This window comes from Roseomonas genomospecies 6, assembly GCF_008365375.1.
Taxonomy (GTDB): Bacteria; Pseudomonadota; Alphaproteobacteria; order Azospirillales; family Azospirillaceae; genus Azospirillum.
In genome coordinates, this window is the sequence record NZ_QOKW01000015.1 from 120756 (window position 1) to 144345 (window position 23590).

At 67.6% G+C, this 23590-nt stretch carries 22 protein-coding genes and 4 tRNA genes; 16 read left to right on the forward strand and 10 right to left on the reverse strand.

From position 1 onward, the window contains the following. Positions 1-38: 38 nt before the first annotated feature. On the forward strand, positions 39-368 hold the full coding sequence (locus DS843_RS19025) for a hypothetical protein (protein WP_149470419.1): 330 nt from the start codon (positions 39-41) through the stop codon (positions 366-368). A 263-nt stretch (positions 369-631) separates the two neighbouring features. Here DS843_RS19025 and nagA read toward each other — a convergent pair whose 3' ends face one another. Continuing rightward, positions 632-1819 carry an N-acetylglucosamine-6-phosphate deacetylase gene (gene nagA, locus DS843_RS19030; RefSeq protein ID WP_286192187.1) on the reverse strand — a complete coding sequence of 396 codons (1188 nt, stop codon included), beginning with the start codon at positions 1817-1819 and terminating at the stop codon, positions 632-634. Between the two features lie 510 nt (positions 1820-2329). Here nagA and otsB point away from each other — a divergent pair. Continuing rightward, a complete protein-coding gene (otsB, locus tag DS843_RS19035) occupies positions 2330-3175 on the forward strand; it encodes a trehalose-phosphatase (protein ID WP_286192188.1) in 846 nt (281 codons plus the stop codon). A 105-nt stretch (positions 3176-3280) separates the two neighbouring features. Beyond that, entirely contained in the window at positions 3281-3526 is a 246-nt protein-coding gene (locus tag DS843_RS19040) for a hypothetical protein (RefSeq protein ID WP_149470422.1), read from the forward strand. A gap of 18 nt (positions 3527-3544) precedes the next feature. Here DS843_RS19040 and DS843_RS19045 read toward each other — a convergent pair whose 3' ends face one another. From DS843_RS19045 to DS843_RS19065, 5 genes are all read right to left on the reverse strand, one after another. Continuing rightward, on the reverse strand, positions 3545-4261 hold the full coding sequence (locus DS843_RS19045; RefSeq protein WP_149470423.1) for an ABC transporter ATP-binding protein: 717 nt from the start codon (positions 4259-4261) through the stop codon (positions 3545-3547). Then, positions 4258-5004: an ABC transporter ATP-binding protein gene (locus DS843_RS19050; protein ID WP_149470424.1), complete on the reverse strand. Its 747-nt coding sequence runs from the start codon at positions 5002-5004 to the stop codon at positions 4258-4260. Before DS843_RS19050 ends, DS843_RS19045 begins: the two co-directional genes overlap by 4 nt. After that, positions 5001-6842 carry an ABC transporter permease gene (locus tag DS843_RS19055; protein WP_149470425.1) on the reverse strand — a complete coding sequence of 614 codons (1842 nt, stop codon included), beginning with the start codon at positions 6840-6842 and terminating at the stop codon, positions 5001-5003. The genes DS843_RS19050 and DS843_RS19055 overlap by 4 nt, the downstream gene beginning before the upstream one ends. A gap of 170 nt (positions 6843-7012) precedes the next feature. Further along, a complete protein-coding gene (locus DS843_RS19060; protein ID WP_149470426.1) occupies positions 7013-8272 on the reverse strand; it encodes an ABC transporter substrate-binding protein in 1260 nt (419 codons plus the stop codon). 199 nt (positions 8273-8471) lie between these two features. After that, positions 8472-8912 (reverse strand): MarR family winged helix-turn-helix transcriptional regulator, encoded by a 441-nt coding sequence (locus tag DS843_RS19065; protein WP_149470427.1) that lies wholly within the window; start codon positions 8910-8912, stop codon positions 8472-8474. A gap of 894 nt (positions 8913-9806) precedes the next feature. Between DS843_RS19065 and DS843_RS19070 the strand changes: the two genes are divergently transcribed. Both DS843_RS19070 and DS843_RS19075 read left to right on the forward strand, forming a co-directional pair. After that, positions 9807-11111 (forward strand): outer membrane beta-barrel protein, encoded by a 1305-nt coding sequence (locus tag DS843_RS19070; protein WP_149470428.1) that lies wholly within the window; start codon positions 9807-9809, stop codon positions 11109-11111. A gap of 230 nt (positions 11112-11341) precedes the next feature. Next, on the forward strand, positions 11342-11914 hold the full coding sequence (locus DS843_RS19075; RefSeq protein ID WP_114860736.1) for a polysaccharide biosynthesis/export family protein: 573 nt from the start codon (positions 11342-11344) through the stop codon (positions 11912-11914). Positions 11915-12069: 155 nt separating this feature from the next. Here DS843_RS19075 and DS843_RS19080 read toward each other — a convergent pair whose 3' ends face one another. The 4 genes from DS843_RS19080 to rlmB form a co-directional block, all read right to left on the reverse strand. Further along, positions 12070-12342 (reverse strand): hypothetical protein, encoded by a 273-nt coding sequence (locus tag DS843_RS19080; protein WP_149470429.1) that lies wholly within the window; start codon positions 12340-12342, stop codon positions 12070-12072. A gap of 88 nt (positions 12343-12430) precedes the next feature. Continuing rightward, positions 12431-12889 carry a hemerythrin family protein gene (locus tag DS843_RS19085; protein WP_149470430.1) on the reverse strand — a complete coding sequence of 153 codons (459 nt, stop codon included), beginning with the start codon at positions 12887-12889 and terminating at the stop codon, positions 12431-12433. A 41-nt stretch (positions 12890-12930) separates the two neighbouring features. Next, positions 12931-13006 (reverse strand) — tRNA-Thr (locus DS843_RS19090). 91 nt (positions 13007-13097) lie between these two features. Then, positions 13098-13952 carry a 23S rRNA (guanosine(2251)-2'-O)-methyltransferase RlmB gene (rlmB, locus tag DS843_RS19095; RefSeq protein WP_149470431.1) on the reverse strand — a complete coding sequence of 285 codons (855 nt, stop codon included), beginning with the start codon at positions 13950-13952 and terminating at the stop codon, positions 13098-13100. Positions 13953-14096: 144 nt separating this feature from the next. On the opposite strand from rlmB, the gene DS843_RS19100 reads away from it, so the two are divergent. From DS843_RS19100 to rpoB, 11 genes are all read left to right on the forward strand, one after another. Next, positions 14097-14182, forward strand: a tRNA-Tyr gene (locus DS843_RS19100). A gap of 64 nt (positions 14183-14246) precedes the next feature. Beyond that, a tRNA-Gly gene (locus DS843_RS19105) sits at positions 14247-14320 on the forward strand. A gap of 81 nt (positions 14321-14401) precedes the next feature. Beyond that, on the forward strand, positions 14402-15592 hold the full coding sequence (gene tuf / locus DS843_RS19110; RefSeq protein WP_149470432.1) for an elongation factor Tu: 1191 nt from the start codon (positions 14402-14404) through the stop codon (positions 15590-15592). A gap of 155 nt (positions 15593-15747) precedes the next feature. Then, positions 15748-15823 (forward strand) — tRNA-Trp (locus DS843_RS19115). Positions 15824-15891: 68 nt separating this feature from the next. Further along, entirely contained in the window at positions 15892-16089 is a 198-nt protein-coding gene (gene secE, locus DS843_RS19120; RefSeq protein ID WP_149470433.1) for a preprotein translocase subunit SecE, read from the forward strand. A 5-nt stretch (positions 16090-16094) separates the two neighbouring features. Further along, positions 16095-16625 carry a transcription termination/antitermination protein NusG gene (nusG, locus tag DS843_RS19125; RefSeq protein ID WP_038526785.1) on the forward strand — a complete coding sequence of 177 codons (531 nt, stop codon included), beginning with the start codon at positions 16095-16097 and terminating at the stop codon, positions 16623-16625. A 134-nt stretch (positions 16626-16759) separates the two neighbouring features. Then, positions 16760-17194 carry a 50S ribosomal protein L11 gene (gene rplK / locus DS843_RS19130; protein ID WP_149470434.1) on the forward strand — a complete coding sequence of 145 codons (435 nt, stop codon included), beginning with the start codon at positions 16760-16762 and terminating at the stop codon, positions 17192-17194. A 4-nt stretch (positions 17195-17198) separates the two neighbouring features. Further along, positions 17199-17900 carry a 50S ribosomal protein L1 gene (gene rplA / locus DS843_RS19135; RefSeq protein WP_149470435.1) on the forward strand — a complete coding sequence of 234 codons (702 nt, stop codon included), beginning with the start codon at positions 17199-17201 and terminating at the stop codon, positions 17898-17900. A gap of 268 nt (positions 17901-18168) precedes the next feature. Continuing rightward, entirely contained in the window at positions 18169-18687 is a 519-nt protein-coding gene (rplJ, locus tag DS843_RS19140) for a 50S ribosomal protein L10 (protein ID WP_149470436.1), read from the forward strand. A gap of 57 nt (positions 18688-18744) precedes the next feature. After that, positions 18745-19119 carry a 50S ribosomal protein L7/L12 gene (rplL, locus tag DS843_RS19145; protein ID WP_149470437.1) on the forward strand — a complete coding sequence of 125 codons (375 nt, stop codon included), beginning with the start codon at positions 18745-18747 and terminating at the stop codon, positions 19117-19119. Positions 19120-19352: 233 nt separating this feature from the next. Then, complete coding sequence (rpoB, locus tag DS843_RS19150) at positions 19353-23546, forward strand: DNA-directed RNA polymerase subunit beta (RefSeq protein WP_149470438.1); 4194 nt, start codon at positions 19353-19355, stop codon at positions 23544-23546. Positions 23547-23590: the final 44 nt, after the last annotated feature.

Sequence of the window (23590 nt, forward strand, 5' to 3'; positions counted from 1 at the left end):
TTTGCTCTATGCCTTTTGCAATGGCAGGGAGAAAGCCCGTGTTCGGCATCAGATCGGGGTTTCCTAAAGGGCGGGGCGGGGCTTCGCTGCAGAATGCAAACCAAGATGCATATCACAGTATGCAGAATGCGGCATCATTGCATCCTGCGGACGGCTTGGCGGCCAAACGCCGCTTGGAGGAAGCCTGCGTTCTGCTGCATGACGCCGCGGAAGACCTGGAATCCGCTCTGCCCGGTATGGCTGCACCGGCGGGGCGGGCCGATCTGAACGAAGCGATCGGAGCGATCATGGAGACGCTGAGGCTCGTCGCCTCGGCCCACGCGCGTCTCGAACGGGAGCCGTTGCCGGACGGAGCCTCGGCGGACTGACGGTTCCACCTTCCCGTTCCGCCCTCCCAGGGCGCGCGGACCATCCACAAAAGCGAAAAGGGCGGCCCCGCCGGGGAGCCGCCCTTTTGCGTGTCCGGCTGTCCGGAATCCGATTACTCGGAAACGGTCTGCCAGAAGAAGAACACGACGGCCAGAACCATCAGGGCGATGTCCATGGGTTAAGTCTCCTCGATGCTGCATGTGCGGGCCAGAAATCCGGGGGCCTCTATACGACAGTTTTGCGCGCGCGTGCAGGGGGTGATTCACGAAATGGCCATTTTGCCGCCGATCCAGGTCGCCCGCACCGTCAGCCGCTCGTCCAGATGCACGAGATCGGCGGCCAGGCCGGGGCGGATGCGCCCGCGCCGTCCCGCCATGCCCATGAAGTCGGCGGGGTAGGCGGAGGCCATGCGCAGCGCCTCGTCCAGCGGGATGCCGGCGCGCTCCACGGCGTTGCGCACCGCCGACGCCATGTCCAGGGCGGACCCCGCCAGCGTGCCGTCCGTGGTGACGCAGCGCCCGTCCTCAACCCGGATGTCCTGCCCGTAGAGCCGGAAGCCGCCGGACGAACCGGCCTGCGAAACGCCGACCGGGGGCATGGCGTCGGTGACCAGGAACAGCCGCCCCGGCGCCTTCGCCTTCCAGGCCAGCCGGACGCTGGCATCGTGGACGTGATGCCCGTCCACGATGATCCCGCACCAGACCGAATCATCCTCCAGCGCGGCGCCCACCATGCCGGGTTCGCGGGAGCCGAGCGGGCTCATGGCGTTGAACAGATGGGTAGCCCCGGTGATGCCGGCGGCGAAGCCCGCCTTCGCCTGCGCCCATGTGGCGGCGCTGTGTCCGGCGGCGACCCGCAGGCCGGCGGCGGCCAGCCGGCGGATCTGCCCGGGCGGGACCGTCTCCGGGGCCAGCGTGACCAGCGCCGGCAGGCCGGACAGGCCGCCGAGCAGGGCGAGGTCGTCGGCGTCTGGAGCCGCGATGAAGCGTGCGTCATGGACGCCACGGCGCTCCGGCGCGATGTGGGGGCCTTCCAGATGGATGCCCAGCACGCCGGGCACGCCCTCGGCCATGGCGGCGCGCACCGCGGCCACGGCGGACGCGCGCGTGTCCGGCGAATCGGTGATGACGGTGGGCAGCATCCCGGTGGTGCCGAAGCGGCGGTGCGCCTGCGCGATGCGGCGCAGCGTCGGCACGTCCGGCGTATCGTTGAACAGCGCGCCGCCCCCGCCATTCACCTGAAGGTCGATGAAGCCGGGGGCGAGGAGGCCGCCGCCGAGATCGGTCACCTCGGCGCCGGGAGGAATCGCGTCCGCGGCGGTGACCGCGAGGATGGCGGCGCCGTCGATCAGCAGGGCCGCATCCTCCAGCACCGAGTCGCCGGTGTGGAGCGTAGCGTTGACGAGCGCTTTCAGGGAGCTGGCTCCGGTCGACCTGTGTGCCGTGTTCAAGAATCTGCACCCGATGATATGCCGCGGACGGACAGGAAACCCCGGATGAAGCGGCGGCGCAAGAGGCGGCAGGCAGGTCATAACCCTTCGGAAAGTAAGGATTATGCCTTAGGATTTGTTGGGGATGATGTTCGTTAGGGATTGCCAGACGGGACAGGTTTCTGGCAGAAAAAAGGCCGCTGGTGAACAGCGGCCTGAGTTTAGGGAGGAAACGCCCAAGAAGGGCGAAGCAGCAATCGCTTGCTGCACTGCAAAATTAACAAAGTTCTCAGGCGGGTGCAAACCCCGAAGCCACGGCCCCCATGCGGGGCCGTTGCTTTTTCCGGTGATGCTGTGGCCCAAGAGGCACAATATTGGCGGGTGCGATAACATTACCGGTCGACGCATCCGGACCCGAATGGCGCGCTGTCCCGTTGTTGATCCCGTGCTGATCCCGCGCGATGGCGCGACAGCGCCCACCTGAGGATGGCACACCGAGGATGGCACACCGAGGATGAAGGAGAGCCGCTCTTGACCGATCAGCCGCCCCAGCCGTCTTCCGCTTCCATTCCCGCCGCCGCCGAAGACAAGCCTTCGGCGCTCGCCTGCTTCGACGCCTTCGCGGCGATGCTGGGCGACCGGCGCCCCGCCGTCTTCCTCGACTATGACGGCACGCTGACGCCCATCGTGGAGCGGCCCGATCTGGCCGTGCTGGACGAGTCCGTCCGCGCGGTGATCCGGCGGCTTTCCGGGCTGTGCCCCGTGGCTGTGGTCAGCGGGCGCGACCTGGAGGATGTGGCCCGCCATGTCGGAATCGGGGAGTTGGTCTATGCCGGCAGCCACGGCTTCGACATCCGCGGCCCGGGTCTGCGCACCCAGATCGGCGAGGAGTATCTGGGCGACCTGGATCAGGCTGAGGCCGCGCTGACCCGGCGTCTGGACGGGGTCGAAGGCGCGCTCGTCGAGCGCAAGCGCTTCGCCATCGCGGTGCACACCCGGCGCGTCGCTGCGGACCACAAGGCGGCGGTGGGCGAGGCGGTGCGTGGCGTGGCGTCGTCCCTGCCGAAGCTGCGCGTCACCGGCGGGAAGGAAATTCACGAGCTGCGGCCGAACCTGCCCTGGGACAAGGGGCGGGCGGTGCTGTCGCTGCTCGACCGGCTGGGTCTGGCGGGGCCGGAGACGCTGCCGCTCTATCTCGGCGACGACGAGACGGACGAGGACGCCTTCCGCGCCCTGGCGGCGCGCGGGGAGGGGAGGGGCGCCGGCATCCGCGTGATGGACCCGCCGGCCCCCAGCGCCGCCGGCTGGAGCCTGAAGACCCCCGCGGAGGCCGGCGTCTTTCTGGACCGGCTGGCCGGCTGGCTGGCGGACGGCTGAGCGAGCCCCGCCTGTCCCCGTCGCTTTCCGGCCCGTCGCTTTTCCGCCGAAAAAGGGGTAGAGTGGACCGCAGGCCAATCGGCCGGTCAAACAAGGGTCGCCATCATGGACATCAGCGCGCTCGGCACACCCCGGATGCCGTCCCTGCCCGACGCCCAGTCGTCCGCCCTGGCCGGGCTTCAGGGCGCCCAGGCCCGCGCGGACGAGGCGGGCGCGCAGCTCACCGCCGGCAACCTCGACCCGGCGGTGGTGGTCAGCCTGTCCGCCGCGCAGAACGACTTTGCCGCCAACGTCAAGGTCATGCAGGCCGCGCAGGACAACACGAAGCGCGTGCTGGACATGCTGGCGTGAGGCGCCACGAAGGCTTCATCACACGGCCAGATAGGCCCGGCGCACCTCCTCGTCCTCCAGCAGCGCGCGCATCGGGCCTTCGAAGCGGATCTGCCCCTTCTCGATGACGCTCGTCCGGTCGGCGACCGCCGCGGCGAAGGCAAGGTTCTGTTCGGACAGGAGGATGGACAGACCCTCCGCCTTCAGGGCGCGCAGGGCGTCGGCCATCTGCTGCACGATGCGCGGGGCCAGACCCTCCGACGGCTCGTCGAGCAGCAGCAGGGACGGGTTGCCCATCAGCGTGCGGGCGAGCGTCAGCATCTGCTGCTCCCCGCCGCTCATCCGCCCGCCGCGGCGGCCCCGCATCTCGGCGAGGTTGGGGAAAAGGGCGTAAAGCCGCTCCGGCGTCCAGTGGGGCGCGCCGGGACGGGGCGGCTGGCGGCCCACCTCCAGGTTCTCCTCCACCGTCAGGTCGGTGAAGACGCGCCGGTCCTCGGGCACGTAGCCGAGGCCGAGGCGCGCGATGCGGTGCGGCGGCAGGGCGGAGACGTCGCGCCCGTCGAAGGCGACCGATCCCGCCCGCCGGTCCAGCAGGCCCATGATGGCCTTCATGGCCGTGGTCTTGCCGGTGCCGTTGCGGCCCATCAGAGCCACCACCTCGCCCCGGTCCACGGTCAGATCGACGCCGGTCAGGATGTGCGCCCGCCCGTACCAGGCCTGAAGCCCACGGACAGTCAGGAGGGGCTGATCGGTCATGCGGCACCTCCCAGATAGACGGCCTGAACGCGCGGGTCGGCGCGAACGGCGTCGGGCGTGCCTTCGGCGATCAGTTGGCCGCGGTCGAGCACGATGATGCGCGTGGCGTGGCCGAACACGACGTCCATGTCATGCTCCGTGAACAGCACCGCGAGGCCGCGCTCGCGGACGAGGGAGGAGGTCAGCGCCATCAACTCCTGCCGCTCGCCGGGGGCCATGCCGGCGGTCGGTTCGTCCATCAGCAGAACCTTCGGATCGCCGGCCAGCGCCATGGCGAGTTCGACGCGCTTCAGGTCGCCGTAAGCCAGCACGCCGCAGGGGCGTTCCGCCTGCGCGCCCATGCCGACCCGCTCCAGCAGGGCCATCGCCTCGTCCCGGAAGCACGAGGCCGCCGGGGTCCACAGGCCGAACAGGCGGCGCTGCGCGGACAGCAGGACCATCTGCACATTCTCGCGCACGGTCATCGAGGCGAAGGTGGCGGTGATCTGGAAGGTGCGCCCGACGCCCATCCGCCAGATGCGGCGCGGCGGCAGCCCCACGATGTCCACCCCGTCCAGCCGCACCGTGCCGGCGTCGGGCCGCAACTGGCCGTTCAGCAGGTTGAAGCAGGTGGTCTTGCCGGCCCCGTTCGGCCCTATCAGAGCCAGGATTTCCCCGGCGTCCAACGCAAAGGACACGCCGCGCACCGCCTGCACGCCGCCGAAGGCGCGTTGCAAATTCTCCACGGCGAGACGGCGGTTCATGACTCCCTCCCGCGGGTCCACAGGTCGCGGGCGAAGCCGGCGACGCCCTTGGGGAAGGCCAGCACCAGCACCAGGATGACGACTCCCAGAACCAGCCGCCACCACTCGGTCAGGCTCATCGCCTGGGTTTCCAGCAGGTGGAACAGGGCCGCACCCACCACCGGGCCGCTCAGCGTCTGGATGCCGCCCATCAGCACCATCACCAGCGCGTCCACCGACACCGGAACGGCCATCAGCGTGGGGAAGACGCTGCCCTTGGAAAAGGCGTAGAGCCCGCCGGCCAGACCGGCGGCGGAGCCGGCCAGGGCGAAGCTCAGCCACTGGTGGCGGCGCACGTCGATCCCCACCGCTTCGGCCCGCAACGCGGAATCGCGCCCGGCCCGCAGCGTGTAGCCGAAGGGCGCGAAGGCGGCGCGGCGCAGCAGCAGAAGCGCCCCCCCGGCCAGCGCCAGCGTCAGCCAATAATAGGCCGCCTTGCCCGACGCCCAATCCGGCGGCCAGACGCCGAGGACGCCGTTGTCGCCTCCGGTGAAGCCGTACCATTGGAAGGTCACCGACCAGACGATCTGGGCGAAGGCCAGGGTCAGCATGGCGAAATACAGCCCCGACCGCCGTACGCAGAACCAGCCCGCGGCCAGCGCGCCCAGCCCGGCGACCAGCGGGGCCGCGGCCAGCGCCAGCGGCATCGGGACGGCCAGATGCTTGATCAGCAGCGCCGCGCCATAGGCGCCCAGCCCGAAATAGGCGGCATGCCCGAAGGAGACGAGACCGCCCAGCCCGATCAGCAGATGCAGGCTGGCCGCCAGCAACGCCAGGATGACCACCTCGGTCAGCACGATCAGCGCGTAGTCGCCGGCCACCAGCGGCACGGCGGCCAGCAGGGCCAGCAGCAGGGCGGGCGCCCAGCGGGCCGGCCCGACGGACACGATCAGGGGCGGGCCGGGGCTGGCGGTGGTGGGCGGCGCGTCCTCCGCGCGGCCCAGCAGGCCGTAGGGACGGATCACCAGGACCACCGCCATGAACAGGAAGACCAGGACCAGCGTGATCTGCGGGAAGACCAGGATGCCGAAGGCCTGCAACTGCCCGATCAGCAGCGAGGCGACGAAGGCCCCGGTCAGGCTGCCCATGCCGCCGACCACGACGACCACGAAGGCCTCGACCACGATGGCCATGTCCATGTGCAGGTTCACCGCCTCGCGCGGGACCTGGAGCGCGCCGCCCAGCCCGGCCAGCGCCGATCCCAGGAACAGCACCCCGGTGAACAGCCGCGCCGGATCGACGCCGAGCGCCGAGGCCATGTCGCGGTCCTGCGTCGCCGCGCGAACCAGCGTGCCCCATCGCGTGCGGTTGAACAGCAGCCAGAGCAGCCCCAGCACCAGCGGCCCCAGCCCGATCAGCACGAGATCGTAGAGGGGGAAGGGCTGGTCCAGGATGTCCACCGACCCCCGCAGGCCCGGCGCCCGGCGGCCCAGCAGGTCCTCCGCCCCCCAGATCCAGGAGGCGGCATCCTGCACCACCAGCACCACGCCGAAGGTGGCGAGAAGCTGGAACAGCTCCGGCGAGCGGTAGAGGCGGCGCAGCAGCCCGACCTCCATCAGCGCGCCGAGCAGCCCGACCGCCAGCGAGGCCGCGGCCACCGCGCCCCAGAAGCCGAGCGGCGTGGTCCCCCAACGCTCCACCAGCGTCCAGCCGAGATAGGCGCCCAGCATGTAGAAGGACCCGTGCGCGAAATTCACGATCCGCGTCACGCCGAACACGATGGTCAGCCCGGACGACACCAGGAACAGCGTCGCCGCCGTGGCGAGGCCGCTGAGGAACTGCACGAGGTAGAAGGACATCGGCTCTTTTCGGCAGGTTCTGCGGAAGCGAGGTCTTGCCCCCTCCCTGACCCTCCCCCGCTGTCGCAGGGGAGGGGACTAAATTTCCCTCTCCTGCGGAGCGGGGGAGGGAAGGGGGCCCGCGGCGAAGCCGTGGGAAGGGTGGGGGCAAACGCTGCCCCCTCCGCCCCTTACTCCGGACGCATCTTGCGGACGGCGTCGTCGGACGGGAGGTAATCCGCGCCGTCGGCGTAGCGCCAGCCGGTCATCACGCCCTGGCCGTCCTTCACCGTGGTCTTGCCGACATAGGCGCCCAAGGTCGCTTGGTGATCGAGCGCGCGGAAGACGATCGGGCCGAAGGGGCTGGACAGCGGCAAGCCGGACAGCGCGTCCACCACCTTCTCCGGATCGGTGGAACCGGCCTTCTCCACGGCGGCGGCGATGGCCTTGAAGGTGGCGTAGCCGACGACGGAACCCTGGCGCGGCGCCTCCTTGAAACGCTTCAGATAGGCCTCGCGGAAGGCCTTGTGTTCCGGCGTGTCGATCTGCTCCTGCGGGTAGCCGGTGACGATCCAGCCCTCCGGCGCCTCGTCCTTCATCGGGTCGAGATACTCCGGCTCGCCGGTCAGCAGGCTGACCACGGTGCGGTTGCGGAACAGGCCGCGCCCCTCGCCCTCGCGCACGAACTTGGCGAGGTCCGCGCCGAAGGTGACGTTGAAGATGGCGTCGGGCTTCGCCGCGGCCAGGGCCTGCACGGTCGGTCCGGCCTCCAGCTTGCCCTGGGCCGGCCACTGCTCGGCCACGAACTCCACGTCCGGGCGCTTCTCCGACAGGAGCTGGCGGAACCACTGCACCGCGGACTGGCCGTATTCGTAGTTGGGGGCGACGGTGGCCCAGCGCTTGGCCGGCAGCTTCGCCGCCTCCTCCACCAGCATGGCCGCCTGCATGTAGGTGCTGGGTCGCAGGCGGAAGGTGTAGCGGTTGCCCTTGGTCCAGGTGATGGCGTCGGTCAGCGGCTCCGCCGCCACGAAGGGCACCTTGTTGCGCGCGGCGAAATCCGCCACGGCCAGCCCGACGTGGGAGAAATAGGTGCCGGCCAGCAGATCGACCTTCTCGTTCGACAGCAGCTCCTGCGCCACGCGCACGGCGTCGTCCGGCTTGCCGGCGTCGTCGCGGGAGACGACCTCCAGCCTGCGCCCGCCGAGAAGCCCGCCGGCGGCGTTCACCTCCTCCACCGCGAGCTGCCAGCCCTGGCGGTAGGGGATCGTGAAGGCCGGCAGGCCGGTGTAGCTGTTGATCTCGCCGACCCGAATCGGCTGGGCATCAAGCTGCACCGGGGTGGGCTGCACCGGGGTGGATTGCGCTTTCGCGACGGACATCGGCCCGGCGAAACAGAGGGCGGCGGCGAGGGCGGCGGCGCCCGGCGCAAGCAGGAGATGGCGGCGGTTCATGGTCGGCGTTATCCCGGCGCGGTTGGCGGCTGCGTGCGCGCATTGAGCGGCTGCGTGAACGCAATGTCTGCGTTCATAGCAAACCCACCGCAAAAGTCACCGTTCCGTTGCGCCGCACCACACTGGTTTTCACGGGCCGGTTTCCCACAGGCCAGAGGCCTGGCCGGTTCTCCACGGGCTGGTGCCCGCGGCGGCGGCGTCACATCAGGCGGGCGAGCAGGGTGAGGAACATTGCCTGCTCTTCCGGGGTCAGCGGGTCCAGCGTGTGGCGATGCGCCTGGGTCGCGTTTTCCAGCAGGGAGCCGACCAGAGTTTGTCCGTTGCGGGTCAGGCTGACGCTGGTCCGCCGCCGGTCCTGCGGGTCGGGCTGGCGTTCGACCAGCTTGCGTTCCACCAGGCGCAGGATCACGCCCTGGGTGGTGGCCGGGTCCATGTAGGTCAGTCGTCCGAGCTGGTTCTGCGACAGCGAGCCTTCGGCCCGCAGCGTGACCAGGGCCCCCCACTGGGTGGGGGTGAGCTGGGCATCGCCGATCATGTCCATGAAGATGGACGATGCGCGTTGGTGCGCCCGGCGAAGGCGATAGTGCACCTGCCCGGTCAGCAGGTAATCGTCGGTCGGGGGGTGGGCGATGTGATCCATGAGCGCACACGAGCGTTGCGGAGCCGGCCCGTTTCAGGATGACGGCGGATGGTCGGCGGAGCGCCTTGCGGCGGACTCGGCGCCGGTCCGGAGGGAGAGCTCCCCGGACCGGCGCCAAATGCAGCAGGCTTCGCTCATAAGCCTAGGCATCCAATCAGCGATGGGCAACGTTCGCTGCTGCGGCATACGGCCACAGTCTACGCTTGTTCATCTTTTAATAACCTAAAGCATTCGTTTATAGAACTTGGTCTTGCGTCTGAACAATCATGCGCGGGAGTCTAGCCCGCAATCTGCATATGCGGGTGTGCTGTGGTGATACCAGTCGGATTTCCCCATATTTCGTTTATGGATTCTGCTTCGGCGGGTACGTGTTGGGCGGTGGAGTCTTTTCACGGTCTGATCGGGGAAGATCGCCGTCGGGCGGTGGCACGCTGCCGGGGGTGTAGGGCGGCATGACGACGTCGTCGCCGGGGTGCTGCGGCGATTTGGGAGGAGACTGGGGTTCGGGCCTGGGCTCGGATTTGGGCAGAGACTGTGTGTTGCGCGGTTCGTTCATGGCGGCTGCTCCGTCGCGATGGCGTCTGCATTCGTGAACGGGCGCCTTCGTCACCGGTTCCCATCGGCATTGCCAAGCGGTGATTTGCCGGTCCTATGACGTTCGCCCTAAAGCGGCGTCCCTATGGCAATAGAGTGTGCGTCTGACGCAAGTCTTGTTGCGCCGACAACACAGGCGCAGGCAAAAACCAGTGCCGGTCGGCTTCACTGTTGCATGGACATCACGCTATGAGTTGTCTTTGCAGCGACTGTCCGCTTCTCCCGGAGCGGCGATTGCACATTCCAAGGCCATTCGGCCGCCCGATACGAGCCACTGATTTCAGCCTTGCGCGGTGACCCATGAAGCCCAGCTCTCTGCCCTTCCTCGCCCTCGCGCTCGCGTCCACCGTGCTGACGGCGCTGCCCGCGGCCAAGCCGGTGAGCGCCCAGGAACTGCAGCGCGGTGAATCCGTGCTGGAGCGCCGCCGTCCGGAGGTCGAACAGCTCGGCATCCGCGCCGGATCGTTCCGCATCCTGCCGCGCATCGAAACCGGCGTGACCTATGAAAGCAACGTCTTCGCGACCGAGAACAACACCCGCGACGACTTCATTTGGGTCACCCAGCCGCGCGTCGACGTGCGTTCGGACTTCAACAACCATGCCCTGAACTTCTCGGCCTCCGGCAACATCGGGCGTTTCTTCGATTATTCGTCGGAGAACTACGCCGATTACCGGGCGCAGGTGGACGGGCGCTACGATATCACCCGCGACAGCTCGGTTAGCGGCCTGCTGTTCAGCCGTCGCGACCACGAGGGCCGGTCCGACCCGAACTTCGACGTGTCACTGGCCTCCGGTACGGTGGTGCCGCGCTACGCGGAGCCGGTGAACTACTTCACCAACGGCGGCGAGGCGTCCTTCAACCAGCGCTTCAACCGCCTGCGCCTCCGCCTGACCGGCCTTGCCCAGTACACCTCCTACGAGGATGCGGAGCTGATCACCGGGCGGACCCAATCGCAGGACGACCGCGACCGCTGGAACTACGCCGGCACCGCCCGCGTCGGTTACGAGTTCATCCAGGGGTACGAGGCCTTCGTCCAGGGGTCCTACAGTTGGACCCGCTACCGGCTGAGCCAGGATTTCGGCGGCGTCAACCGGGATTCGGATGGTTACGAGATCGTCGGCGGCCTGTCCACCGACCTGACCGGCCTCGTCACCGGCGAGGTCTATGCCGGCTACCTGAGCCGGACCTACGACGATCCGACGCTGAAGGACTTCGGCGGTCTGGCCGTGGGCGGGCGCCTGAACTGGGCGGTGACTCAGCTCACCTCGGTCACCGGCTCGCTCAGCCGTCAGGTCCGCGAATCGACCTACGCCCGCGGCAGCCAGATCGCCTCCAGCTACAACCGCACCGTCGCCGCCGTCGGCGTGGATCACGAACTGCTCCGCACACTGCTGCTGAACGCCCGCGCCCAGTGGCGCCAGGACGATTTCAACGGTGTGGACCGCACCGACGACGTCTACACGCTGGGGGCCGGTGCCAGCTATCAGCTCAGCCGCTATCTCTTCGTGAATGGCGGTTACACTTACGAAAAGCGTAACTCGAACCTCAGTGGCTTCGATTACTCCGACAATCTGGTCTATCTGCGCCTCGGCGCCCAGATGTAATCGATTCGTTCAGAGATCGGAAAAAGGGCGTCCATCGTTCGGTGGGCGCCCTTTTTTCGTCTATGCCTATGCAATGGCGCGAATCCTTTTCCTCCGTTGGCGTTACTTCCTCTCCACTTTTTCCCAAGCGCGTGCGAGTTGCTAGTCTCCCTCCGTGACCGCTCAGGGTTCGGCTGTTCCTCCCGTGAACGCCGGGCCCGATGTCCTCACGAGCCATGGAAGGGTAAGGGATGAATCGACGTAACGTGTTCCGCGCGCTCGGAATGACCGTGGTCGCCGCCGCGATGGTCGGCTGCGCCGGTGGCCAGGATGCCCCCCTCGAACCGCCGGGCGTCGCCCAGATGACGGATTACCGCCTGGGGGCCGGCGACGCGCTGCGCGTCATCGTCTTCGGCGAGGAGCAGCTTTCCGGTGAATTCCGCGTCGATGGCTCGGGCAAGGTCGCCATGCCGCTGATCGGCGAGGTGACGGCCCGCGGCCATACCCCGCGCGAACTGGAGGCCGACATTTCCAAGCGCCTGTCGCAGGGCTACGTCCGGGATGCCAAGGTCAGCGTCGAGGTGCTGAACCACCGGCCCTTCTTCATCCTGGGCGAGGTCCGCAACCCCGGCCAGTACCAATATGTCAACGGCATGACCGCCCTGTCCGCGGTGGCGATGGCCGGCGGCTACACCTACCGCGCCAAGGAGGACTACGTCCTCATCACGCGCGGGGCCGACCCGAAGAAAGAACTGCGCCGCGCCCCGATCACCACGCCGGTGATGCCCGACGACGTGCTGCGCGTGCCGGAGCGCTATTTCTGATTGGCGATCGGTTCCGACCAATCGCCAGACGGCCCATTTGTTTCGGAAAACTGGGGTGTTTCGGAAAATGGGGCACCGAGCCCCGCCGGCATTGGAATCCATGACGATGTCCCTCCTCCCCGGCGGAGGAGGGACATTTTTCTGCCCAGCAAGCCTTACCCGTCGTCGCGGGCGCGGTCGCTGAAGGGGAAATCGCCCTTGCAGAAGGCGTCGGCGCCCTTGGAGTGGCCCGATGGTGCGCGGGCGTCGGGAGGCGCCCTGTCGACGGCGCCGGTGGAGGGGGGCGGACGGGTGCCCGCGGCCTCGTCGTCGGTGCCCAGCGGGGCCGCCGCAGGGTCGGCGGCGGGTATCTTGTCGCCGGTCTGGCCCTTGTCGATGGCATCGCGCAGGCGCTGCGCATCGGCGTTGGGGGGATTGCTCTGGGGCATGAAGGAACCTGAGTTGATGGTGCGGAGCGAATCGCTCCTCCTCCAACCGGTGCCTTCCGGCACGGTTCCAAACGCCGGCAAAGACCGGTCAGGAGCGCAAGGCGTCCTGGTCCGCCTCGTCAAGGCTGTCCAGCCAATCGTCCATGACGATCATCGGCGGCTCATCCACGGCCCGCCGGGCGGCCTCCACCAGTTCGGTGTCGGCGGTGTTGGAATGGACGATGAACCACAGCATCAGCCGATTCGCGTCGTCGGCGGTCACCGGGGCGCCGCGCTCCGCGGCGTCGAGCAAGGCATCGATGCTGGCCAGGTAGCTGCGGTGGGCGTGTTCGTGCCGTTCCCGCCGGTCCGGGGCCAGGACGGCCATCTCCGCCGTCTCGGTGGCGAAATGCTCCGCCACCTCATGCTTGAGCGCGCTCAACACCGTCAGCCCCAACGGCCCACCCGCCGTCATCGCCGACAGGATGTCGAGGATGGCGCCGTGTTCCGCGTCGATGACGCCGGAACCGGTCGGGATCAGGGAGCAGCCGGTACGGGCGTGCGACATGGGCGGTGTGGACGATCGGTCCGGCTGGGGAACGGGAAAGGTGGTGCCGGTTGCAGGGCTCGAACCCGCGACCTTCGGTTTACAAAACCGCTGCTCTACCAACTGAGCTAAACCGGCGTGCCGCCCGGCCAGACCGCGGCGGGCGCTTACACTAGCGTCCCTCGCGGTCGGCAGCAAGCCTCACCTGTGCGGCGTTTGCCAAGGAGCCTCAGCGCAGCCGGGCGACCTCGTAGAGGGCGACGGCGGCGGCGTTGGAGACGTTCAGGCTGCCCACCGGTCCTTGGGTCGGCAGACGCGCGATGACGTCGCAGCGCTCCATGGTCAGGCGGCGCAGCCCGGCGCCCTCCGCCCCCATGACCAGGGCCGTGCGGCCGGTCAGGTTGCACTGGGCGAGCGTGCTCTGCCCCGACTCGGCGAGCCCCACCGTCCAGAAGCCGGCCTGCTGGAGGTCGGCCAGCGCGCGGGCGAGGTTGGTGACCCGGACCAGCGGCACCGATTCCAGCGCCCCCGACGCGCTCTTGGCCAGGACGCCGGTGGTCTCCGGCGCGTTGCGCTCCGTCACCACCACGGCCTTGGCGCCGAAGGCCGATGCGGAGCGCAGGATGGCGCCGACATTGTGCGGGTCGGTCACCTGGTCGAGCACGACGACGAGCGCCGACGGGTCCGAGTCGGCCGCCACGCAGACGTCTTCGATGCCGGTCTCGGGCAGGGGGGCGACGTCCACCGCCACGCCCTGGTGCACCGCGCCCGGCGGCAGCATGCGGTCCAGGTCGTTGCGGTCCGCGGGCATCAGGCCGGGCCGTTGGAGCCCACGGGCCTTGGCCTGGGCCAGCACCGGCTCCAGGGCGGCGCGTCCCGTTTCCGTCGCGATCAGGCGGTGGATGCGGCGCTCCGGGTTCAGCCAAGCCGCCGCGACCGGGTGCAGTCCGTAGAGCAGCACGCCCTGCGTGCCGCGTCCGGAGGAGGAGCGTTCGCCGCGCGACTCGCGGTGGGAGGGGAAGTGGCCCTTCGACGGGGCAGGGGGCTGGCCGTGGGGCGCGGATGGCTTCTTCGAACGGGTCATGGTGTCCGGCTGGAGGGGCGGGGCCTAAGCCCGGCGCGGTTATTCACAGTTTTCTGGTTTGGACTGCTTCAGACGTGTTGACAAGGCCCGAAAAATTCTCATAGTGCCGAACTCCGCGGCGGGCCTGTCCCGCAGCGGGCCTGAGGAAGGGTGGCCGAGTGGTTAAAGGCAGCAGACTGTAAATCTGCCCGCGTACGCGTACGCTGGTTCGAATCCAGCCCCTTCCACCACTACATTCCACGGCTTGTCCGTGATCGCGTTTCCCGGTCGATAGCGCCGGGCGGGGCGTGGCAGGCGGGTGTAGCTCAATGGTAGAGCAGAAGCCTTCCAAGCTTACGACGGGGGTTCGATTCCCCTCACCCGCTCCAATCCCCCCGCGCTAAGGGAAATGTCGGTCTCGGCCGGGCCATTGTGTGCGTCCGGAACGTCGGGAACGAAAGACCAAAGCGATGGCGAAGGCAAAGTTTGAGCGGAACAAGCCGCACTGCAACATTGGCACGATCGGCCACGTCGACCACGGCAAGACGTCGCTGACGGCGGCGATCACGAAGGTGCTGGCCGAGAGCGGCGGCGCGACCTTCACCGCCTACGACCAGATCGACAAGGCGCCGGAAGAGAAGGCGCGCGGCATCACGATCTCGACCGCCCACGTCGAGTACGAGACGACCAACCGCCACTACGCCCACGTCGATTGCCCGGGCCACGCCGACTACGTGAAGAACATGATCACGGGCGCCGCGCAGATGGACGGCGCGATCCTGGTCGTGTCGGCCGCCGACGGCCCGATGCCGCAGACCCGCGAGCACATCCTGCTGGCCCGCCAGGTCGGCGTGCCGGCGCTGGTGGTGTTCATGAACAAGGTCGACATGGTCGACGACGCGGAACTGCTGGACCTGGTCGAGCTGGAGGTGCGCGAGCTGCTGTCCTCCTACGAGTTCCCGGGCGACGACATTCCGATCGTCAAGGGCTCGGCGCTGTGCGCGCTGGAGGACCGTTCGCCGGAGATCGGCCGTGACGCGATCCTCAAGCTGATGGCCGAGGTCGACCAGTACATCCCGCAGCCGGAGCGTCCGAAGGACCGTCCGTTCCTGATGCCGATCGAAGACGTGTTCTCGATCTCGGGCCGCGGCACGGTGGTGACCGGTCGCGTGGAGCGCGGCATCGTCAAGGTCGGCGAGGAAGTCGAGATCGTCGGCCTGAAGGCGACGGTGAAGACGACGGTGACCGGAGTGGAGATGTTCCGCAAGCTGCTCGACTCGGGCGAGGCCGGCGACAACATCGGCGCGCTGCTGCGCGGCACCAAGCGCGAGGACGTGGAGCGCGGCCAGGTTCTGGCCAAGCCGGGCACGATCACCCCGCACACCACCTTCAAGGCCGAGGCCTACATCCTGACCAAGGAAGAGGGTGGCCGTCACACGCCGTTCTTCACCAACTACCGTCCGCAGTTCTACTTCCGCACGACCGACGTGACGGGCATGGTGAAGCTGCCGGAAGGCACCGAGATGGTGATGCCGGGCGACAACATCTCCATGGAAGTCGAGCTGATCGCTCCGATCGCCATGGACGAAGGCCTGCGCTTCGCCATCCGTGAGGGTGGCCGCACCGTCGGCGCCGGCGTCGTCGCCTCCATCATCAAGTAAGTCTACAGGCCAGTCCCGCCGCCGGAGCCTTCGGGTGCCGGCGGCGGGATCGCGCCCATGAGAATTCGGCTTGCCGTCCGATAAAAAGGCTAGCAAGCCAAGCGGCTATGCGCTATAAGCTCCGCTCCCCGCAGGGGGTAGGGCCTGACGGCGTTAGGAGTGTAGCTCAATTGGTAGAGCACCGGTCTCCAAAACCGGGGGCTGGGGGTTCGAGCCCCTCCACTCCTGCCACGCCGCGCCAAACAAGAACGGGCCGCTGAGCGCGCCCACACGACGCATCGGAGCTCGCACGGTCTACGATGGCTAAAGTGAATCCCGCAGAATTCGCGCGCGAGGTCCGCCGCGAGGTGGCCAAGGTGACGTGGCCGACCCGCAAGGAAACCGGCGTGACGACCGCCATGGTGTTCGTCATGGTGGTGTTGGCTTCGCTGTTCTTCCTCGTCGTCGATCAGGTGCTGGCGTTCGCCGTCCGCACGATCCTTGGGCTGGGAGCCTGACCGTCATGGCCGCGCGCTGGTACGTCGTTCACGTCTATTCAGGCTTCGAGAAGAAAGTCTCCCAGGCCATCCGCGAGAAGGCGGCCCAGAAGGGCCTGGAGGACAAGTTCGAAGAAATCCTGGTGCCGACCGAGGAAGTGGTCGAGGTGCGCCGGGGTTCCAAGATCAACACCGAGCGGAAGTTCTTCCCCGGCTATGTCCTCATCAAGATGGATTTGACGGACGAGTCCTGGCATCTCGTGAAGAACACGCCGAAGGTCACCGGCTTCCTGGGTGGTGGCGGCAAGCCGCAGCCGATCAGCCAGCGCGAAGCCGAGCGGATCATCCATCAGGTGCAGGAGGGCTTCGAGCGCCCCAAGCCCTCGATCACCTTCGAGGTGGGCGAGCAGGTGCGTGTGAGCGACGGCCCCTTCACCTCCTTCAACGGCATCGTCGAGGAAGTCGACGAGGAAAAGGCCCGCCTCAAGGTGGCGGTGTCGATCTTCGGCCGTTCCACGCCGGTCGAGCTGGAATACACCCAGGTCGAGAAGGTCTGAGACAATCAGTTTTCCCGGAACACATGATGAGAAGTCATGTGTTCCTTTCTGCTGCGGAAGGCCCGCCATAGCCGCACCGCAAAGCCCCGCGACGCCGGACAGCGTATCGAGGCGTCGTATCTGGAGGTTGTGACATGGCAAAGAAAATCGTCGGCTACATCAAGCTGCAGGTCCCGGCCGGCAAGGCCAACCCGTCGCCGCCCATCGGTCCGGCGCTCGGTCAGCGCGGCCTGAACATCATGGAGTTCTGCAAGGCGTTCAACGCCAAGACGCAGGACCTGGAAGTCGGCATGCCGATCCCGGTGGTCATCACCGCCTACGGCGACCGTACCTTCACCTTCGTCACGAAGACCCCGCCGGTCAGCTACTTCCTGAAGAAGGCCGCTGGCATCGACAAGGGTTCGCAGACCACCGGCAAGGGCGCTTTCGCCGGCAAGATCACGACCACGCAGGTCCGTGAGATCGCCGAGAAGAAGATGAAGGACCTGAACGCCCACGACGTCGACGCGGCCGCGACCATGATCGCCGGTTCCGCCCGTTCGATGGGCCTCGAAGTGGTGGAGGGCTGATCCCATGGCGAAGCTCGGCAAGCGACTGACCGATTCCTACAAGAAGGTCGACCGCGACGCTTTCTACTCGCTGGAGAGCGCCGTCACCCTGCTGAAGGACCTGCCCAAGGCGAAGTTCGATGAGACCATCGAGATCGCCATGAACCTGGGCATCGACCCGCGCCACGCCGACCAGATGGTCCGCGGCGTGGTGAACCTTCCCAACGGCACCGGCAAGACCGTGCGTGTCGCCGTGTTCGCCAAGGGTGCCAAGGCGGACGACGCCCTGGCCGCCGGTGCGGACATCGTCGGCGCCGACGACCTGGCCGAGAAGATCCTGGCCGGCAACATCGACTTCGACCGCTGCATCGCGTCCCCGGACATGATGGGCGTCGTCGGCAAGCTCGGCAAGGTGCTCGGCCCGCGCGGCCTGATGCCGAACCCGAAGCTGGGCACCGTGACCCCGGACGTGGCCGGCGCCGTCAAGGCCGCCAAGGCCGGCGCCGTCGAGTTCCGCGCCGAGAAGACCGGCATCGTGCACGCCGGCGTGGGCAAGGCCAGCTTCTCGGAAGAGGCTCTGGTCCAGAACATCCGCGCCTTCGTCGATGCCATCACCCGCGCCAAGCCGACCGGTGCCAAGGGCCAGTACCTGCTGAAGGTCTCGCTGTCCTCGACCATGGGTCCGGGCCTGAAGCTGGATCTGTCCACTCTGGCCGCCACGGCCTGAGTGACCTGAGTTTCGCCGCCGGCTCCCTCGGGACCGGCGGCGATCGGGTGCCCCCCGCGGGGGACGCCCACCCTGTCCAAGACCGCTGGTGCCCGCGTCTCTCCGGAGACCAAGGCTTAAACCCGCCAGAGCAGACAGGAGTTGAACCGTTAACCACGCGGGTTCGCCCGCGGTTTAGGAACGGCTCGAACTTCTGGGACAGGTTCGCCGGAGCTCCCGACCGAAAGGGAAGGGGCTCCTCGTAAACCTCTGTGCAAGGAGGCGATCCGTGGATCGTACACAAAAAGAAGCGACGATCGCGGACCTGCAGTCGAAGCTCCAGGACACGGGCCTGGTGGTGGTCACCCACCATCTGGGCCTGACGGTGGCGGAAGTCACCGACCTGCGTGGCAAGATGCGGGCCGCGGGCGCGAGCTTCAAGGTGACGAAAAACCGGCTCGCCCGCCGCGCCCTTCAGGGCACGCAGTTCGAAGGTCTGGACGGTCTCTTCAAGGGGCCGACCGCGATCGCCTACTCGAAGGACCCCGTGGCGGCCGCCAAGGTGGTGGCCGACTACGCCAAGACCAACGAGAAGCTGAAGATCGTCGGTGCCGCTCTCGGCGACCAGGTCCTCGACGTGGAGGGAGTGAAGGCTCTCGCCACGCTCCCGTCGCTGGACGAACTGCGCGCCAAGCTCGTGGGCATGATCCAGACTCCGGCGACCCGCATCGCCGGCGTTCTCCAGGCTCCGGGCGGCCAGGTCGCCCGCGTGCTGGCGGCCTACGCGAAGAAGGACGAGGCGGCCTGAGCCGCATCCGTCTAACTGTCTACCCATCCCAGAACATCGAGTTGTTGGAGCATTAAAATGGCTGATCTGCAGAAGCTGGTCGACGATCTCTCGGCCCTGACCGTCATCGAGGCCGCCGAGCTGTCGAAGCTGCTGGAAGAGAAGTGGGGCGTTTCCGCCGCCGCTCCGGTGGCCGTTGCCGCCGCCGGTCCGGCCGTCGCCGCCGCCCCGGTCGAAGAGCAGACCGAGTTCAACGTGATCCTCGCCGACGCCGGCGACAAGAAGATCAACGTCATCAAGGAAGTCCGCGCCATCACCGGCCTGGGCCTGAAGGAAGCCAAGGACCTGGTCGAAGGCGCTCCGAAGCCGGTCAAGGAAGGCGTGTCGAAGGACGAGGCCGCCAAGATCAAGAAGCAGCTTGAAGAGGCCGGCGCGAAGGTCGATATTAAGTAAGACCGTCTTGCTGCGACGGATAAGACATATCCACGCCGGACGGCGGCTGGTCCCCGAGGGGGCCCGCCGCCGCACGGCGTTTTCTGCCTTCCACCGGACCGGGTCTCTCGGTCCGGCTCTTTCCGTCCCTGCATAAGGGGCGGGCCGCGCGACCATCGCCGCGTCGCGGCGAGCACCCTGGTTCGCGTGCTTCCGGTCGAGCGTACTCACGATTCTGACGTTTGGGGACATCCATGGCCAAATCCTTTACGGGTCGAAAGCGTGTTCGGAAGAGCTTCGGGCGCATCCCGGAAGTCACCCAGATGCCCAACCTCATCGAGGTGCAGCGCAGCTCCTACGACCACTTCCTGCAAATGGACGTCCCGCCGGAGAAGCGGGCCAACCTGGGTCTGCAGGAGGTGTTCCGGTCGGTGTTCCCGATCAAGGACTTCTCCGACCGCGCCGTCCTCGACTTCGTGAAGTACGAGCTTGAGCAGCCGAAGTACGACGTCGAGGAGTGCCAGCAGCGTGGCATGACCTTCGCCGCTCCGCTGAAGGTGACCCTGCGCCTCTCCGTCTTCGACGTGGAAGAGGACACGGGCCTGCGCTCGATCCGCGACATCAAGGAGCAGGACGTCTACATGGGCGACATGCCCCTGATGACGGCCAACGGCACCTTCATCATCAACGGCACCGAGCGCGTCATCGTCTCCCAGATGCACCGCAGCCCGGGCGTCTTCTTCGACCACGACAAGGGCAAGACCCACTCGTCGGGCAAGTATCTCTTCGCCGCCCGCGTGATCCCGTACCGCGGCTCCTGGCTGGACTTCGAGTTCGATGCCAAGGACCTCGTCTACGTGCGCATCGACCGCCGCCGCAAGCTTCCGGCCACCACGCTGCTGTTCGCCCTGGACGGCGCGGACACCGAAGCGCTGCGCGCCGAGCGGAAGGCCCAGAAGAAGGACCTGCTGCCCTACGAGGCGCAGGGCATGTCGAAGGAAGAGATCCTCAACTTCTTCTACGACACCATCACCTATTCCCGCGCGTCGGGCGGCTGGAAGACCCCCTTCAACGCCGACCGCATGAAGGGCGTGAAGGTCGCCTCCGACCTCGTGGACGCCGCCTCCGGGCAGGTCGTCGCCGAGGCCGGCACCAAGATGACCCCGCGCCTGATCAAGAAGCTGGTCGAGGGCGGCCTGACCGAGCAGCTCGTCTCCACCGAGGAGCTGACCGGGCGCTACCTCGCCGTCGACATCATCAACGAGCGGACCGGCGAAGTCCTGTTCGAAGCCGGTGACGAATTGTCGGCCAGCGACCTTGACAAGCTGGAGAAGGCCGGAGTCGACGAGCTGCCGGTGCTGGCGATCGACCACCTGAACGTCGGCGCCTACATCCGCAACACGATGGCCGCCGACCGCAACGCGTCCCGCGAGGACGCGCTGATCGACATCTACCGCGTCATGCGTCCGGGCGAGCCGCCGACCCTGGAATCCGCCGAGGCGCTGTTCGCGGGCCTGTTCTTCGACAGCGAGCGCTACGACCTGTCGGCGGTGGGCCGCGTCAAGATGAACGCGCGCCTGAACTTCCAGACCGAGGACAGCGTCCGCGTCCTGCGCAAGCAGGACATCATGTCGATCCTGAAGGTCCTGGTGAACCTGAAGGACGGCCGCGGCGAGATCGACGACATCGACCATCTCGGCAACCGCCGCGTCCGCTCGGTCGGCGAGCTGATGGAGAACCAGTACCGCGTCGGCCTGCTGCGCATGGAGCGCGCGATCCGCGAGCGCATGTCGTCGGTCGAGATCGACACGGTCATGCCGCACGACCTGATCAACGCGAAGCCGGCGGCGGCGGCGGTGCGCGAGTTCTTCGGCTCCTCGCAGCTCTCGCAGTTCATGGATCAGACCAACCCGCTGTCCGAGATCACGCACAAGCGTCGTCTCTCGGCCCTCGGCCCGGGCGGTCTGACCCGCGAGCGCGCCGGCTTCGAGGTGCGCGACGTGCACCCGACGCACTACGGCCGCATCTGCCCGATTGAGACGCCGGAAGGCCCGAACATCGGTCTGATCAACTCGCTGGCGACCTACGCCCGCGTGAACCAGTACGGCTTCATCGAGAGCCCGTACCGCAAGGTTCAGGACGGGCGCGTCACCGACGAGGTGGTCTACCTCTCCGCGATGGAGGAGGGCCGCTACGTCGTCGCCCAGGCGAACGCCGAGCTGGACGCGGACAACCGCTTCGCCGCCGACCTCGTGTCGTGCCGGCAGGGCGGCGAGTATCTGATGTTCCGCCCGGAGGCCATCGACCTGATCGACGTGTCGCCGAAGCAGCTCGTCTCCGTCGCCGCGGCGCTGATCCCGTTCCTCGAGAACGACGACGCGAACCGCGCGCTGATGGGTTCGAACATGCAGCGCCAGGCGGTGCCGCTGGTGAAGGCCGACGCGCCGCTGGTCGGCACGGGCATGGAGGCCACGGTGGCCCGCGACAGCGGCGTGACCATCGTCGCCAAGCGCTCGGGCATCGTCGACCAGATCGACGCGACCCGCATCGTGGTCCGCGCCACCGACAACGCCGACGCCACCGCGCCGGGCGTCGACATCTACAACCTGCTGAAGTTCCAGCGTTCCAACCAGAACACCTGCATCACCCAGCGTCCGCTGGTGAAGGTGGGCGACCGCGTGGCGGCGGGCGACATCGTCGCCGACGGCCCCTCGACGGAGCTGGGCGAGCTGGCGCTGGGCCGCAACGTGCTCGTCGCCTTCATGCCGTGGAACGGCTACAACTTCGAGGACTCGATCCTCATCAACGAGCGCATCGTCAAGGACGACGTCTTCACCTCGATCCACATCGAGGAGTTCGAGGTCATGGCCCGCGACACCAAGCTGGGCCAGGAGGAAATCACCCGCGACATCCCGAACGTCGGTGAGGAAGCCCTCAAGAACCTCGACGAGGCCGGCATCGTCTACATCGGCGCCGAGGTCCGCCCGGGCGACATCTTGGTCGGCAAGGTGACGCCGAAGGGCGAAAGCCCGATGACTCCGGAAGAGAAGCTGCTGCGCGCCATCTTCGGCGAGAAGGCGTCCGACGTCCGCGACACCTCGCTGCGCCTGCCGCCGGGCGTGGCCGGCACGATCGTCGAGGTCCGCGTCTTCAGCCGCCGCGGCGTCGACAAGGACGAGCGCGCCCTGGCGATCGAGCGGGCGGAGATCGAGAAGCTGGCCAAGGACCGCGACGACGAGCGCGCGATCCTGGAGCGCAGCTTCTACACCCGCCTGAAGGAAGTGATCCTCGGCCAGACCGCCCAGTCCGGCCCGAAGGGCATGAAGGCCGGCACGGTTCTCACCGACGCCGAACTGGCGAACCTGACCAAGGGCCAGTGGCGCCAGATTTCCATCGCCGACGAGCAGGTGATGGAGACGGTGGAGAATCTGGGCAAGGTCTTCGACGACTCGATCCAGGCTCTGCAGAACCGCTTCGAGAACAAGGTCGAGAAGCTGCAGCGCGGCGACGAGCTGCCGCCGGGCGTGATGAAGATGGTCAAGGTCTTCGTCGCGGTGAAGCGCAAGCTGCAGCCGGGCGACAAGATGGCCGGCCGCCACGGCAACAAGGGTGTGGTCTCCCGCATTCTGCCGCAGGAGGACATGCCCTATCTGGAGGACGGCCAGCCGGTCGATCTCGTTCTGAACCCGCTGGGCGTGCCGTCGCGCATGAACATCGGCCAGATCCTGGAGACGCATCTGGGTTGGGCGTCCGCCGGCCTCGGCAAGCAGATCGGCCGTGCCATCGACCAGTACCGCCTCGCCATGAAGGGCCGCGGCGACGCCGCCCAGACCATGGAGGGCCTGCGCGGCACGCTGAAGGAGGCCTACGGCGAGAAGGTCTACAACGAGCAGATCGCCGACATGACCGAAGGCGAGCTGCTGGAACTGGGCGGCAACCTGCGCAAGGGCGTTCCCTTCGCGACGCCGGTCTTCGACGGCGCGCGAGAGGAGGACATCTGCCAGCAGCTCGAGAAGGCCGGCCTGGACCGCTCCGGTCAGGTCACCCTGATCGACGGGCGCACGGGTGAAGCCTTCGACCGCAAGGTGACCGTCGGCTACATCTACATGCTGAAGCTGCACCACCTCGTGGACGACAAGATCCACGCGCGCTCCATCGGTCCCTACTCGCTGGTCACCCAGCAGCCGCTCGGCGGTAAGGCCCAGTTCGGCGGACAGCGCTTCGGTGAGATGGAGGTGTGGGCGCTCGAAGCCTACGGCGCCGCCTACACGCTGCAGGAAATGCTCACGGTCAAGTCGGACGACGTGTCCGGCCGCACCAAGGTCTACGAGGCGATCGTCCGCGGCGACGACAACTTCGAGGCTGGCATCCCTGAGTCCTTCAACGTTCTGGTGAAGGAGCTGCGCTCCCTGGGCCTGAACGTCGAGCTGAACCAGCGGTCGTACTGAGCCAAAAGAGACTTGAACCCGCCGGAGGAGGGGCCATGTTGGCC